We start from the raw sequence: 13,167 nt of genomic DNA on the forward strand, positions 1-13,167 counted from the left end.
GATAATCACAAGACGGCCTGATCCTGCCGCTCCCCAACCACCCCCGAACCGACGCCGGTTTGCCGCCGACGAGGGCCGGGGTAGTGCCGAGGAGTTCGCACTCCCACGGACTCCAAGTCCGGTGCGGGCACTGATGCTTAGACATTGCGAAGGGATCGATATCCATGAACAGGACCCTCCGGAACGCCCTCGTGGCAGTCGCCGCCGCCGGCGCCCTCGGCGCCGCCGCTGCCGCTCCCGCCATGGCCGCAGGCACCGCGCCGGCCCAGCCGACGGCCCGGGTGCAGGCCCAGCTCAGCAACCCGAAGACGGTCAAGGCCGACGACTTCAACAAGGCCCGCGACATCCTGATCAAGGCGGGCAGCAAGACGGCCGAGAAGACCCACCCGTCCCACGGTGTCAAGGACGTCCCCGTCTCCTACGGCACGAGCCTGCTCGCCGAGGCCCGCGACGAGTTCCGCGCGGCGGACAAGAACCTGCCCGAGAAGGACAAGCAGTCCGGCATGTCGCACGCCCACTACAAGGCCGTCCACGACGCGGCCAAGAAGATGGGCATCGACACCTGGTAACCCGGCCCGGGCCCTCGCACGGCCTCCCCGCCGTGCGAGGGCCTGCCGCCCCCCAGCTCTACCGGCCTCCCGGCCTACCGGGGCATCAGACCCTGCCTGATCGGCCGGCCGTCCGGGTCGAGGGTGAACACCGCGGTCTCGGTCCCCTTCACCCCGGTCACAGCGATCCGGTCCGGCCCGGACCAGTCGATCCTGCCGAACTCGCCGCCACGGATGTCCCATTCGCCCAGTTCCCAGTGGCGGGCGGACCAACCGCTGCCGGTCAACAGCTCGACCCGGTAGATCGGGTCGATCGAGAAGGCGACGTCGGTCACGGTCAGCACGCGGTCCGGGTGCTCCGGGTGGCTCTTCCGGCTGACGGGCTGCCCGTCGCGGTCGAGCAGCAACGACAGGAGCACGGCCACCCCAGCGAGGAAGACGAGCGACACCAGGGCGGCCGCGCAGCCGACCTGCGACCACCAGGTGCGGAACTCGAACTGGATCACCAGCGAGACCACGGCCAGCACGACGGTGGCGCCGAGCAGCGGCAGCGGATGGTTGAGCCAGCGCTCGACCTCCACCAGCCCGCCTGAGAACGAGGCCTGATAGCCCGGCAGATAGACCAGGAACGCCGCCAGCGCCACACCTCTGAGCCACCACACGATCCGCTTGCGACGTGCCGCCGTCATGCGCCCCTCCCCAGGGTGAGCCTTTGCCCGGACTTTACTACCGGATGTCCGGCGGTTGGGGCTCCGATCGGCTCCGGCCCAGGCCCTGGGCGTCCACCACCACCGGCCGCGACTCGGTACCGGCCAAGACTCAGGACCGGCCACGACGCCGGGAGGCCCGGGCGGACATCGCTGTCCTCCCGGGCCTCCCGCTACCGGCCGCACCCCCGTCACCGCCGGTAGAAGACGCTCCTCGACCAGAAGTAGCCGATCAGCGTCAGCCCGGTGCACCACGCCAGCGCGCTCCAGGCGCTGTTGCCGATCGGGGTGCCCATCAGCAGCCCCCGCAGGGTCTCGATGATCGGCGTGAACGGCTGGTACTCGGCGAACCACCGCAGGGCGGTCGGCATCGAGTCGGGCGGGACGATCGCGCTGCCGATGAAGGGCAGGAACTGTATCGGCATCGGCAGGTTGCTGGCGCTCTCCACCGTCTTGGCGACCAACCCGATGCCCGCCGATATCCAGGTCAGCGCGACAGTGACGAACAGCAGCAGTCCGACGGCCGCCAGCCATTCCACCAGCCCGGCGTTGGGCCGGAAGCCCATCGCGAGCGCCGCGCCGACCACCAGGACCAGGCCGAGCATGGTCTGTATCACGCTGCCGACCACGTGCCCGGCCAGGAAGGCCGAGCGTGAGATCGCCATCGTGCGGAAGCGGTTGACGATGCCTTCCGTCATGTCGACGCAGACCCCGATCGCCGTGACCAGCGACCCCGAGGCGGCCGCCATCAGCAGGATTCCGGGTGTCACGTAGTCGATGTAGCTGCCGCCGCCGATGCCCGCGCCGAGCGCGCCGCCGTAGGCGTAGTTGAACAGCAGCAGCATCATCACCGGCATGATCACGACCGCGAAGGTCAGCGACGGGTACCTCAGCGCGTGCTTGAGGTTGCGCCGCAGCATGGTCAGCGAGTCGCTGACCGCGTAGCTCACCGAAGCGCTCATCGGGCACCCTCCCCGGTCAGAGTGAGGAACACGTCGTCCAGATCGGCCGTCTCCACGACCAGCGACTCGGCCTGGACCGAGGCGTTGTCGAGCGCGTCCAGCACCGCCTTCACGGTGACCACGGAGTTGTCCCCCGGGATGTCCAGCCGCAGCGCCTCGGTGTCGACCGCCGCGTAGTCGAACAGCCCGGCGGCAGCCCCCAGTTGGGCGGCGTCCGCGAACTGGAGCCGGATCCGCCCGCCGGGGACGATCCGCTTCAGCTCGTCCGCCGTGCCCTCGGCGACGATCCGCCCACCGTCCAGGACGGCGATCCGGTCGGCGAGTTCGTCGGCCTCCTCCAGGTACTGGGTGGTGAGGAAGATCGTCACCCCGTGGTCGGCGACCAGCCCCCGGATGATCTCCCACATCGTCCGCCGGCTGCGCGGGTCCAGCCCGGTGGTCGGCTCGTCGAGGAAGATCACCCGCGGATCGCCGACCAGCGTCATCGCCAGGTCGAGCTTGCGCCGCATACCGCCGGAGAAGGTGACGACCGGCTTGCGCGCCGCCTCCGTGAGGTCGAACCGCCGCAGCAGATCCTCGGCCCGCCTCCGCCCCTCCCGACGGGGGAGGTGGTTGAGGTCCGCCATCAGCAGCAGGTTCTCCTCGGCGGTGAGCAGGTTGTCCACCGCCGAGAACTGGCCGGTGACACCGATCGCCGCCCGCACCCCGGAGGCCTGCTCGACCACGTCGTGCCCGGCCACCCGGGCCACCCCGCCGTCGGCCGGGATCAGGGTGGAGAGGATCTGCACGGTGGTGGTCTTGCCGGCGCCGTTCGGCCCGAGCAGAGCGAACACGCTGCCCGCCGGGATCTCCAGGTCGATGCCTTTCAGCACGGCCTTGTCGCCGTAGGACTTGGTCAGTCCGACTGCCGAGATCGCCGCCATCACGCCCTCCGGATCACGACGTCGCCGAGCTGGGTGCGGCCGCGGACCTCGACGGTCTCCCGGGCGTCGCCCGGGCCCTGCGCCGCGCCGAGGGCGTTGCGCACGGTGCCGACCTTGCTGTGCACGTCGAGCCAGGCCGCCGTGCCCTCCGCGATGCCGACCTCCAAGTCCCCCAGGGAGGTCTGCATGGTGACCTGGCCGCGCACCACCCGGCCGATCCGGATCGGGCCGTGCGCCGTCTTGGCGTCCACCCCGGCGTGGGCGGTGCCGACCTCGATCCGGCCGAAGGAGGAGCTGGCCTTGAGCGCCCCGTGGACCTCGCGGACCTCCGTGTCGCCGTTGCTGTTCTTGACCGTCAGCGCGCCCCCGACCGTGCCGACCGCGACCCGGCCGAGCCCGGAGACCTCCGCGTCCCCGTCGACCGAGTCGACCCGGACCTCCCCGTGGTCGGTCTTGAGCCGCGCGCTCGCGGCCTGCTCGACCTGGATCCGGCCGAGCGAGGTCTTCAGCCGGCAGTCGCCGAGCGGGCCCTCGGCGACGAAGGTGGCCATCGGGGCGTCGGCGTTGATCTCCGAGCCCGCCGGCAGCTCGATCAGGATGTCGATCGAGCCGATCCGGCCGAACGGCGAGCGCTTCTTCGGGCCTTTGAGGGTGAACCGGCCGCCGGCGTAGTCGACCTGGGTCTGCTGGGCGGCCTTGACGTCCGCCTCCTCGGCGGGGTTGGCGGGCTTGACCTCGACCACGGTGTCGGTGCGCTTGCTCGCGCTGATCCGCACCGAGCCGATCTCGAATTCGAGGGTGGCGGAGATCGGTCCGTCGGTCTCGTACGTAGGCATGGCTGTCCCGTCCTCTTGACTCTGATGGGTGTTCCCGCTGGTCGGAGCGGGGGTGACGTCGTTGCGGATGGAGCGCGGATGGAGCGGATGGAGCGGGTCTAGCAGGCGGAGCGGGTCGAGCGGGCGGAACGGATGGAGCGGGTCTAGCGGGCGGAAGCGTCAGTGGACCCAGCCGGTGAAGCCCTGGCCTCCGCGGCGCGGGCGGACCGCGGGCTGGGGGGCCGGTGTGGCGGCCGGGCGGGCGGCCGGCTCGCCGGCCTCCAGCGCGCCGGCGACGGCCCGGACCAGCCAGGCGTTGAGGGAGAGGCCCTCCTGCCCGGCGGCCTCCTCAGCCCGGGCCTTGAGGTGAGCGGGCAGGCGCAGGTTGATCCGGGCCGTGCCCGTCTCGTCCGACTCCGGCACCACGGGCGGCGCCACTGGTGCCACCGACGCCACCATCGGCGCCATCGGTGGTACCACGGGCAGCGCATCGCCGTGGAAGGTGTCGGCGCCGGGCGGTACGGTGACGACGAACTCGGGATCGAGCCCGCGCAGCCGCACGTCCACCGAGCCGGGGGCGAGCTCGCGGGTCACTTCGCCCATCGCGGCCGAGAGCGCGTTGAGCAGGGTGAGCCGCACGGCCGAATCCAGCGGCAGCGTCAGCCGCTCGGCCAGCGCGCGGGCTTCGTCCCCGCCCGCGCCCGCGGCCACCGCGAGCTCGTTCCGAAGGTTTTCGACGTACGGCGTGAGGTCCATGGCTTCAGCATGGCACAGCAGTGGTGCCATGTCGAGCCATTAATGGCGCCACTTTGGCACCACCTCCGGACGGAAACAGCGAACCGCCCCGCCGACAGCTGCCGGCGGGGCGGTTCAGGGGCGCTTCACAGGGCACTTCGGGGGGCACCCCGCGGGGCGTCCACCAGGGCGGACGCCGGGAATCAGGCCTTCCAGCCCGCCAGGTACGCGTCGATCTCGCCGGCCAGCCGCGCCTTGCCCGCCACGTCCAGGAAGGACGCCTCGACCGCGTTGCGCGCCAGCGCCGCCACCCCGGACTCGTCCAGGCCCAGCAGCCGCGCCGCGACGGCGTACTCGGTGTTGAGGTCGGTGCCGAACATCGGCGGGTCGTCGCTGTTGATCGTGACCAGCAGCCCGGCGTCCACCATCCGCTTGATCGGGTGCTCCTCGATCCGCTCCACCGCCCGGGTGGCGATGTTGGAGGTCGGGCAGACCTCCAACGGGATCCGGTGCTCACCCAGGTGGTCCAGCAGCGCCGGGTCCTTCACCGACTGCGTGCCGTGCCCGATGCGCTCGGCGCCGAGCACCCGGATCGCGTCCCAGACCGTCTCCGGCCCGGTGGTCTCGCCCGCGTGCGGGACGCTGCGCAGGCCGGCCGCCCGCGCCCGGTCGAAGTAGGGCTTGAACTGCGGGCGCGGCACACCGATCTCCGGGCCGCCGAGGCCGAAGCTGACCAGGCCCTCGGGGGCCAGGTCGACGGCGAGCCGGGCGGTCTCCTCGGCGGCCTCCAGACCGGCCTCGCCGGGGATGTCGAAGCACCAGCGCAGTACGACCCCGAGCTCCTTCTCGGCGCGCAGCCGGGCGTCCTCGATCGCCTCCATGAAGGCGACGTCCGGGATGCCCCGCTTGACCGAGGAGTACGGGGTGATGGTCAGTTCGGCGTACCGGATGTTCTGGCGCGCCATGTCCTCGGCCACGCCGTAGGTGAGCGCGCGGACGTCCTCGGCGTCGCGGATCAGGTCCACGACGCTCAGGTAGACGTCGATGAAGTGCGCGAAGTCGGTGAAGGTGAAGTACTCGGCGAGCGCCGCCGGGTCGACCGGCACCTTCGACCGGCCGCGGTGGCGGGCCGCCAGCTCGGCGACGACGCGCGGCGAGGCCGAACCCACGTGGTGGACGTGCAGCTCCGCCTTGGGCATCCCGGCGATGAACGCCTCGATGCCCCCCTGGCCACTGGGGTTTCCGATCCGACTTCCGTCCGGCTGGACCACGGTGGTTCCCTACTTCCTCTACGCGCGTACCGACAGGTGCTGGCAAGGATAGGCCGCCCCGGGGTCAGCCTCCGAGGGCGGTCGCGACGGTGTGGATGAGCAGCCCGGCCATGGCGCCGACCACGGTGCCGTTGATCCGGATGAACTGCAGGTCGCGGCCCACGTTGGCCTCGATCTTGCGGGAGGCGTCGTCGGCGTCCCAGCCCGCCACCGTCTCGGAGATCAGCGAGGTGATCTCGGCGCGGTAGGTGTCGACCAGGTACTGGGCGGCGTCCTGGAGCCAGCCGTCCACCTTGGCCTGGAGCTTGGCGTCGGTGGCCAGGCGTGCACCGAAGCTGCCCACGCCCTCGCGGATGCGCCGGCGCAGTTCGCTGTCCTCGTCTCCGGCCGCGTTCACCACCAGGGTGCGGACGGCCGCCCAGGTGGAGGCGATCAGGTCCTGCACCTCGGGCCGGGCCAGCAGTTCCACCTTGGCCCGCTCCACCCGGGCGATGGTCTCCGGGTCGGTCTGCAGTTCGGTCGCGAAGTCGGCGAGGAAGTTGTCGATGGCACCGCGGGCCGGGTGGTCCGGGTCGTCCCGGATGTCGGTGACGAACCGCATCAGCTCCTTGTAGACCCGCTCGCCGACCTGGTGGTCGAGGAACTTGGGCGTCCAGCCCGGGGTCTTCTGGGTGACCCGCTGGACCACCTCCTCGTGGTTGGCGGTCAGCCAGCCGTGCGCCCGGACGGCCACCAGGTCGACCACGCCGTGGTGCCCGCCGTCCGCGACCACCTTGCCCAGCATCCGGCCCATCGGCTCGGCCACCGAGGTGGCCGCCGCACGCCTGGTCACCGCCTCGGCGACGACCGCCTGCACGTCGTCGTCCCGGAGCACCGCGAGCACCCCGCGCAGCGCCGCCGAGGCCTCCTTGGTGACCCGCTCGGCGCTGCCCGGCGCGGCCAGCCACTCCCCCAGCCGCCGGGCGATGCCCAGCGCCGCGAGGCGCCCGCGCACCACGTGGCCGGAGAGGAAGTTGTCGCCGACGAAGTCGCCGAGCGAGCGCCCGAAGGCGTCCTTCTTGGTCGGGATGATCGCGGTGTGCGGGATCGGCAGGCCGAACGGGCGGCGGAACAGCGCCGTCACCGCGAACCAGTCGGCCAGCGCGCCGACCATGCCCGCCTCGGCGGCCGCCGCCACGTACCCGGCCCAGGCGCCGGCGCCGGCCGCCTTGGCCCAGGTGGCGAGGGCGAAGACCAGGCTCGCGAAGGCCAGCAGGCCGGTCGCGATGGTCTTCATCCGGCGGACGCCATGTCTCTTCTGCTCGTCGGCGGCGGTGAACCGGACCCCGGGGCCCGTACCGCTGAAGGCTTCGTCACTCACCCCGCCAGTCTGCCCGCTGCCCGGCGCGGGCGAGGGCGCGCCCCGCGATCACGCGCCTGGTTGCGCGCCCGGGCACGCCTCGCGCGCAGCTGGGCGCACGCCCCGTACCCGCCCCCTCACGCCGTGTGCGGTCCACCGTGCCCGCCGACGCGGCGCCCGCACGCCCGTCAGAGCCTGAAACCGCACCCCCTCGGGCTCCGCCCAGCACGATCACGCCCCGCCCAGCACGATCCGCCGCACCCCCTCGACCGCCCACGCCGCCGGATCCGTGCACCGCCGCCCGTCCAGCAGCACCCGCACCCCCGGCAGGTCCTCCGGCGCCAGCTCCCGGTACTCCGGGTGGTCCGCCTGGAGCACCGCCGCCACCACCGGCTCCCCGTCGTACGGGGGCAGCCCGAGCGCCGCCAGTTCCCCGCCCCGGTACAGCGGATCGCTGACGTACGGCCGCGCCCCCGCCGCCCGCACCGCCTCGACCAGCGGGAACACCCCGGAGTACGCCGTCTCCTTGACCCCGCCCCGGTACGCCGCCCCGAGCACCAGCACGCCCTGCCCGGCGATCCCGCCCGCCAGCGCGCCGTCCAGCACCCCGACCGCGTACCCGGGCATCTCCAGGTTGGCCTCCCGGGCGGCCCGCACGACCGTCGCGCCCGGGTCGTTCCACAGGTACAGCCGCGGGTACACCGGGATGCAGTGCCCGCCGACCGCGATGCCGGGCCGGTGCAGGTGGCTGTACGGCTGCGAGTTGCACGCGTCGGCGATCTCCGCGAAGTCCACCCCGACCCGGTCGGCGTACCGGGCGAACTGGTTGGCCAGCGCGATGTTGACGTCCCGGTAGGTGGTCTCGGCGAGCTTGGCGAACTCCGCCGCCTCCACCGAGGCCAGCTCCCAGACGCCGTTGGGCCGGGGCAGGTCGGGACGCGGGTCGAAGTCCAGCGCGGCCCGGTAGAACTCGGCGCCGCGCCGGGTCGAGGCCGCGTCCACGCCGCCGACCAGCTTGGGGTAGCGCCGCAGGTCGGCGAAGACCCGCCCGGTGCGGACCCGCTCCGGGCTGAACACCAGCGCGAAGTCCGCCCCGGCGGCCAGCCCGGAGCCGGCCGCCAGCCGGGGCGCCCAGCGGCCCCGGGTGACGCCGACCGGCAGGGTGGTCTCGTAGCTGACCAGGGTGCCCCGGCGCAGCCCGGCGGCGACGGCGTCGGTGGCCGCGTCGAGCAGGCCGAAGTCCGGGGTGCCGTCGGCGGCGGTGACCAGCGGGACGACCAGCACCACGGCCTCGGCGGCGGCGACGGCGGCCGTGGTGTCGGTGGTGGCCCGCAGCCGCCCCTCGGCGACCACCTGCTTCAGGGCCTCGTCCAAACCCGCCTCCCGGGGGAACGGCGGCACGCCCTGGTTGACGCTGCGGACGACCCCGGGAGCGATGTCCGCCCCCGTCACCCGGTGACCCTTCAGCGCGAACTGCACGGCCAGCGGCAGGCCCAGCTTGCCCAGCCCGACCACGCACACGTCCATCGTCCGGCTCATCCCCGCACCCCGTTCATCCCCGCACCCCGTTCATCCTCGTGTCCCCTTTCCTCCGGGGCCCCCAGCCTCCGGCGGCCCCGGCCTCCGGGGCCCCCGCTCACCCCCGGCCCCCGTTCACCGTGTTGGCGAGCCGGCGCCACACCGGGTAGCGCCGCAGCCCGCGCCGCAGCTGGGCCGGCACGGCGCCGCGCCACAGCTGCTGGGCCAGGTTGAGCGGCGGGACCTCCGGTGGCAGCCGCACCGGCTCCTCGCCCAGCAGGAACAGCTCGTCCGGCAGCCCCAGCCGGGCGTCCCGGAACGCCGGGTAGCCCGCGTAGTGCCGCCGCCCGTCGACGACCACCGGCGGGTCGCCGTGCGCGGCCTCGTACCGGATCAGGTCCCGCAGCGCCTCCGGCCGGACGGCGGCGGCGAGTTCGAGCCGCAGCCGCTCGGCGACGGGCAGCCGCGGGTAGACCGCGCGGGCGTCGAAGCGCTCGATCAGCCGGCCGACCTCGGCGCAGACCTGCTCCTGGACGGCGTCGTCGAGCAGCAGGAAGTCGTCCTGGAGCAGCCGCGGCACGTCCCAGGCGAAGCTGCGGGCCCGGATCGCGTCCAACTCCCCTCCGGGCGCGGCCAGATCGGCGGCGACCTGCTGCAACGCCGCGATCCCGCGCAGCCGGTCCAGCACCCCGGCCCGCTGGGTGACGTTGCCCAAGTCCTCGCGCAGCACCAGGAAGTAGCAGTCGTAGTCGGCGAGGACGGACACCCGGGCCGCCCGCAGGCAGGCCTCCAGGGTGAACGGCTGGTCCGAGAAGACCTTCAGCTCCTCGTCGCGGCGCAGCCCGTGGCGCCGGACGAGGTCCATCCGGAACAGCTTGGTGTCGGACAGCGCCCAGGCCAGCGCCGAGTCGGTGAAACCGACGGACTCGGCGTTGGCGTGGAAGATCCCCTGCGGCACCAGCCGCCCGTTCACCCCGACCTGCTTGGGCACCAGCACGTCCGAACCCCAGGCGTCGGCCGCCGTGACCAGCCGCTCCAGCGCCTCGGCGCCGAGCCAGTCGTCCGCGCCGAGGAACAGCACGTAGCGGCCGCGGGCCAGCGCCAGGCCCCGGTTCGTGGGGGCCGCCGGGCCGCCCGAGTTGGGCTGGTGCACCACCCGGAACAGCCCGGGGTGGCGGGCGGCGTAGTCGTCCAGGACGGCCTCGCCGCCGTCCGTGGAGCCGTCGTCGACGACCACCACCTCCAGCCGCCCGGGCGCCAGGGTCTGCCCGACCAGCGAGTCCAGGCAGGCGGTGAGGTAGGGCATGGTGTTGTAGACCGCGACCACCACGGTCACATCGGGTCCGGTCATCGAGAAGCGCTGCCCTCCGGTGTGCTGTTCGCCGAGCGATGCAACGTCAACTCGGCTGCCCGCCGGGGAGTCACGTGCCCTCCCCGGACGGGTGACAGCGCCCGAACGGACGTTTCAGGGCGTCCAAGGCGTCCAAGGCGTCCAGGCCGTCCCGGCCGTCCAGGAGGCTCAGCCGATCGCCGCCTCCGTGTACATCCGCGCGATCACGTCCTCGATCGCCGGCTCGCGCACCGACAGGTCCACCAGCGGATAGCGCGCGGCCACCGCCGCCACGATCGGCGCGGCGCTCTGCTGCGCCGGGAAGGCCAGCCACTGCCGGGGCCCCTCGACCTTCACCACCCGGGCCCCGTCCACCTCGATCTCGGGCCTGGCCTCGGCCAGGTCGACCACCAGGGTGCGCTCGCTGCGCCCGGTGGCGTGCAGGCCGTCCAGCCCGCCGTCGTAGACGACCCGGCCGTGGTCGATCACCATCACCCGGCCGCAGAGCTGCTCGATGTCGGTCAGGTCGTGCGTGGTGAGCAGCACGGTGGTGCCCCGGTCCCGGTTCACCTCGCGCAGGAACTCGCGCACCTTCCCCTTGCTGACCACGTCCAGGCCGATGGTCGGCTCGTCCAGGTAGAGCACCTGCGGGTCGTGCAGCAGCGCCGCCGCGAGGTCGCCGCGCATCCGCTGGCCGAGCGAGAGCTGGCGGACGGGGGTGTCCAGCAGTCCTTCCAGGTCGAGCAGTTCGACGCAGCGGGCGAGGTTCTCGCGATATCGGCGGTCGGGGATGCGGTAGATCCGGCGGGCGAGTTCGAAGGAGTCGCGGAGCGGGAGGTCCCACCAGAGCGTGGTGCGCTGGCCGAAGACGACGCCGATCCGGCGGGCCAGCGCGACGCGTTCGCGGGCCGGGTCCGCTCCGGCGACGCGCAGCCGCCCGCCGCTGGGCACGAGGATGCCGGTGAGCATCTTGATGGTGGTCGACTTGCCGGCGCCGTTGGGGCCGATGTAGCCGACGCACTCGCCGGCCTCGACGGTGAAGCTCAGCCCGTCCACCGCGCGCACCTCGCGCCTGACCCGGCTGAAGCGGCCGGTGCGGACCCGCACGGTGAAGGTGCGGCGGACGTCCTCGAGTTCGATCAGTGCCATGGGGGTTCCTTGCGTAGGAGGGGGGTTCGGCTGCCGGTGCCTCGGTAGCTTCAGCTGCCGGTGCCGCGGTAGGCGCGCAGCCCGGCCCGCCAGGCGAGCCCGGCGGCGGCGACGCAGAGCGCGGCGGCGAGCGGGGAGGCGTACTGGAAGGCGGTGGGCAGGCCGAGCGGGTCGGGCCGGCCGAGGACGTGCAGGGCGGGCAGCCAGTTGACGAAGGCCAGCGGGACGCCGAAGACGACGCCGGCCACCAGTTCCTTGGCGAAGATGGTCGGCGGGTAGTGCAGCAGGGTCGCGCCGCCGTAGGTGAAGGAGTTCTGGATCTCCTTGGACTCGCCCCACCAGAACTGCACGGTCGCGCCGCCGACGTAGATCGCACCGAAGATGACGCTGCCGCAGACCAGCAGGGCGGGCACCAGCAGCACGCGGTCCCAGGTCCAGTGGACGTCCAGGGTGGCCAGTGACCAGGCGAGCACCGCCAGGGCCTGGATGGGGCGGCCGAGCCGGCGCAGCGAGAAGCGTTCGGCGCACAGTTGGGCGAGCGCGGGCGCGGGCCGGATCAGCATGGTGTCCAGCGACCCGTTGACGATCCGCACGCCGAGGCCCTCGACCGAGCCGACCAGCAGGTTGGCCACGCCGAGGGCGAAGGTCGCGGTGCCGTAGAGGAAGGCGATCTCCGGCAGTCGCCAGCCGCCCAGCTGGTCGGTGTGCCGGAACATCAGCACCAGGACGACGAAGTCCAGCGAGTGCGTGGCCAGGCTGGCCACCAGGTTCAGGGCGAAGGAGGCCCGGTAGGCCATCATCGAGCGCATCCACATCCGGGCGCACAGCCACCAGGAGCGGACCGCCCACGCGGTGCGGGGCACGATCGGCTCAGCCACCCTGCACCACCACCTTGCGGGTCGCCAGCCACTGGGCGCCCCGGCCCGCGGCGAGCAGGGCGACGGCCCAGGCGAGCTGGAAGCCGAGCGCGCCGAGCAGGCCGGTGCCGGTCGAGCGCTCCAGGAAGACGTCGGTCGGCACCTTCACCAGCGCCGCCCAGGGCAGCACCGCGGCGAGGTCGCCGAGCAGGCCGGGGAAGAGCACGATCGGCAGCAGCATCCCGGAGAAGAACATCGAGACCACCAGCATCACCGAGCGCACCCCGTCCGAGTCGTGCAGCCAGAAGCCGGTGATCGAGACCAGGAAGCGCAGCCCGAAGCTGACCACCAGCGCGAGCAGCACCGAGAGCAGGAAGACCGCCCAGGTCAGCGGCTGCTCGGGCATCCGGGTGCGGAACACCAGGGCGCCGACCAGCAGCGGCACGGTGCCGCGGACCAGCAGTTGGAAGGCGGCCCGGCCGAGGTCGGTGGCCAGCCACCAGCCCTGGAAGTCGACCGGTCGGTAGAGGTCGACGGCGATGTCCCCGCTGCGGAAGCGGTCCTGGAGGTCGTCCTGGAAGCCGCCGCCCCACACCGCGACGGTGACCAGCAGGGCCTGGCTGACCCAGATGTAGGTGACGGCCTGGCTCTGGTCGTAGCCGCCGAGGCTGGGGCGGGCCTGCCAGAGGGCGAGGAAGGAGGAGGCCAGGATGATGCCGAAGACGGTGTTGGTGAAGGTGCCGGCCACGGTGGCGGCCCGGTAGGTGGAGTAGCGGCGGAAGGCGCCGCGGGCGACGGCCGCGTAGAGCCCGAGGACGGGGAGCGGCCCGGTGGGATCAGGAGGGCGTGCGGTCCGCGTCTCCGGGGGCGCGAGATTCAGCATATTGTCTCCTTGTCGACAAATACGGGCAGGTGGATGCCCGCCGACGTCCGCGCACACCCCAGCGGCTCCGACCGGCCGCACCCGGGGGTACCGGGCCGAACGCGCGGAGCTGACGGAACTGGGTGCGCTA

13 protein-coding genes are annotated in these 13,167 nt (G+C 72.9%); 1 reads left to right on the plus strand and 12 read right to left on the minus strand.

Features of this window, described 5'->3' with window-relative positions; genetic code table 11:
• The first annotated feature begins 164 nt into the window (after window positions 1-164).
• Window positions 165-569: a hypothetical protein gene (locus ACIP37_RS25965; RefSeq protein WP_363628127.1), complete on the plus strand. Its 405-nt coding sequence runs from the start codon at window positions 165-167 to the stop codon at window positions 567-569.
• 74 nt (window positions 570-643) lie between these two features.
• On the opposite strand, the gene ACIP37_RS25970 is transcribed toward ACIP37_RS25965, so the two are convergent.
• The 12 genes from ACIP37_RS25970 to ACIP37_RS26025 all read right to left on the minus strand — a co-directional run bounded on the left by ACIP37_RS25970 (window position 644) and on the right by ACIP37_RS26025 (window position 13,037).
• Window positions 644-1,237, minus strand: coding sequence for a hypothetical protein (locus ACIP37_RS25970; RefSeq protein WP_363628126.1), 594 nt, complete (start codon window positions 1,235-1,237; stop codon window positions 644-646).
• A 209-nt stretch (window positions 1,238-1,446) separates the two neighbouring features.
• Window positions 1,447-2,217 carry an ABC transporter permease gene (locus tag ACIP37_RS25975; RefSeq protein WP_063349237.1) on the minus strand — a complete coding sequence of 257 codons (771 nt, stop codon included), beginning with the start codon at window positions 2,215-2,217 and terminating at the stop codon, window positions 1,447-1,449.
• Entirely contained in the window at window positions 2,214-3,140 is a 927-nt protein-coding gene (locus ACIP37_RS25980) for an ATP-binding cassette domain-containing protein (RefSeq protein ID WP_363628125.1), read from the minus strand. The genes ACIP37_RS25975 and ACIP37_RS25980 overlap by 4 nt, the downstream gene beginning before the upstream one ends.
• Entirely contained in the window at window positions 3,140-3,976 is an 837-nt protein-coding gene (locus tag ACIP37_RS25985) for a DUF4097 family beta strand repeat-containing protein (protein WP_350881231.1), read from the minus strand. Before ACIP37_RS25985 ends, ACIP37_RS25980 begins: the two co-directional genes overlap by 1 nt.
• Before the next feature lie 159 nt (window positions 3,977-4,135).
• On the minus strand, window positions 4,136-4,711 hold the full coding sequence (locus tag ACIP37_RS25990; protein ID WP_363628124.1) for a YlcI/YnfO family protein: 576 nt from the start codon (window positions 4,709-4,711) through the stop codon (window positions 4,136-4,138).
• 182 nt (window positions 4,712-4,893) lie between these two features.
• A complete protein-coding gene (locus tag ACIP37_RS25995; protein WP_363583724.1) occupies window positions 4,894-5,961 on the minus strand; it encodes an adenosine deaminase in 1,068 nt (355 codons plus the stop codon).
• 64 nt (window positions 5,962-6,025) lie between these two features.
• Window positions 6,026-7,321: a DUF445 domain-containing protein gene (locus tag ACIP37_RS26000; protein ID WP_363620046.1), complete on the minus strand. Its 1,296-nt coding sequence runs from the start codon at window positions 7,319-7,321 to the stop codon at window positions 6,026-6,028.
• Window positions 7,322-7,531: 210 nt separating this feature from the next.
• Window positions 7,532-8,827: a nucleotide sugar dehydrogenase gene (locus tag ACIP37_RS26005; RefSeq protein ID WP_363583767.1), complete on the minus strand. Its 1,296-nt coding sequence runs from the start codon at window positions 8,825-8,827 to the stop codon at window positions 7,532-7,534.
• Between the two features lie 109 nt (window positions 8,828-8,936).
• Window positions 8,937-10,169 carry a glycosyltransferase gene (locus ACIP37_RS26010; protein WP_363583728.1) on the minus strand — a complete coding sequence of 411 codons (1,233 nt, stop codon included), beginning with the start codon at window positions 10,167-10,169 and terminating at the stop codon, window positions 8,937-8,939.
• Window positions 10,170-10,337: 168 nt separating this feature from the next.
• A complete protein-coding gene (locus ACIP37_RS26015; protein WP_363583730.1) occupies window positions 10,338-11,297 on the minus strand; it encodes an ATP-binding cassette domain-containing protein in 960 nt (319 codons plus the stop codon).
• 50 nt (window positions 11,298-11,347) lie between these two features.
• A complete protein-coding gene (locus tag ACIP37_RS26020; RefSeq protein WP_363583732.1) occupies window positions 11,348-12,175 on the minus strand; it encodes an ABC-2 family transporter protein in 828 nt (275 codons plus the stop codon).
• Window positions 12,168-13,037 carry an ABC-2 family transporter protein gene (locus ACIP37_RS26025; RefSeq protein WP_363583734.1) on the minus strand — a complete coding sequence of 290 codons (870 nt, stop codon included), beginning with the start codon at window positions 13,035-13,037 and terminating at the stop codon, window positions 12,168-12,170. Before ACIP37_RS26025 ends, ACIP37_RS26020 begins: the two co-directional genes overlap by 8 nt.
• Between the last annotated feature and the right edge of the window lie 130 nt (window positions 13,038-13,167).

The sequence above is a fragment of the Kitasatospora sp. NPDC088861 genome, assembly GCF_044750105.1.
Classification (GTDB): domain Bacteria; phylum Actinomycetota; class Actinomycetes; order Streptomycetales; family Streptomycetaceae; genus Kitasatospora.

Excerpts from the sequence above, each read along its gene's own strand:
- ACIP37_RS25965 (WP_363628127.1), top strand. The coding sequence starts at position 165 with ATGAACAGGACCCTCCGGAACGCCCTCGTGGCAGTCGCCGCCGCCGGC.
- ACIP37_RS25970 (WP_363628126.1), bottom strand. The coding sequence starts at position 1,237 with ATGACGGCGGCACGTCGCAAGCGGATCGTGTGGTGGCTCAGAGGTGTG.
- ACIP37_RS25975 (WP_063349237.1), bottom strand. The coding sequence starts at position 2,217 with ATGAGCGCTTCGGTGAGCTACGCGGTCAGCGACTCGCTGACCATGCTG.
- ACIP37_RS25980 (WP_363628125.1), bottom strand. The coding sequence starts at position 3,140 with ATGGCGGCGATCTCGGCAGTCGGACTGACCAAGTCCTACGGCGACAAG.
- ACIP37_RS25985 (WP_350881231.1), bottom strand. The coding sequence starts at position 3,976 with ATGCCTACGTACGAGACCGACGGACCGATCTCCGCCACCCTCGAATTC.
- ACIP37_RS25990 (WP_363628124.1), bottom strand. The coding sequence starts at position 4,711 with ATGGACCTCACGCCGTACGTCGAAAACCTTCGGAACGAGCTCGCGGTG.
- ACIP37_RS26005 (WP_363583767.1), bottom strand. The coding sequence starts at position 8,827 with ATGGACGTGTGCGTGGTCGGGCTGGGCAAGCTGGGCCTGCCGCTGGCC.
- ACIP37_RS26010 (WP_363583728.1), bottom strand. The coding sequence starts at position 10,169 with ATGACCGGACCCGATGTGACCGTGGTGGTCGCGGTCTACAACACCATG.
- ACIP37_RS26015 (WP_363583730.1), bottom strand. The coding sequence starts at position 11,297 with ATGGCACTGATCGAACTCGAGGACGTCCGCCGCACCTTCACCGTGCGG.
- ACIP37_RS26025 (WP_363583734.1), bottom strand. The coding sequence starts at position 13,037 with ATGCTGAATCTCGCGCCCCCGGAGACGCGGACCGCACGCCCTCCTGAT.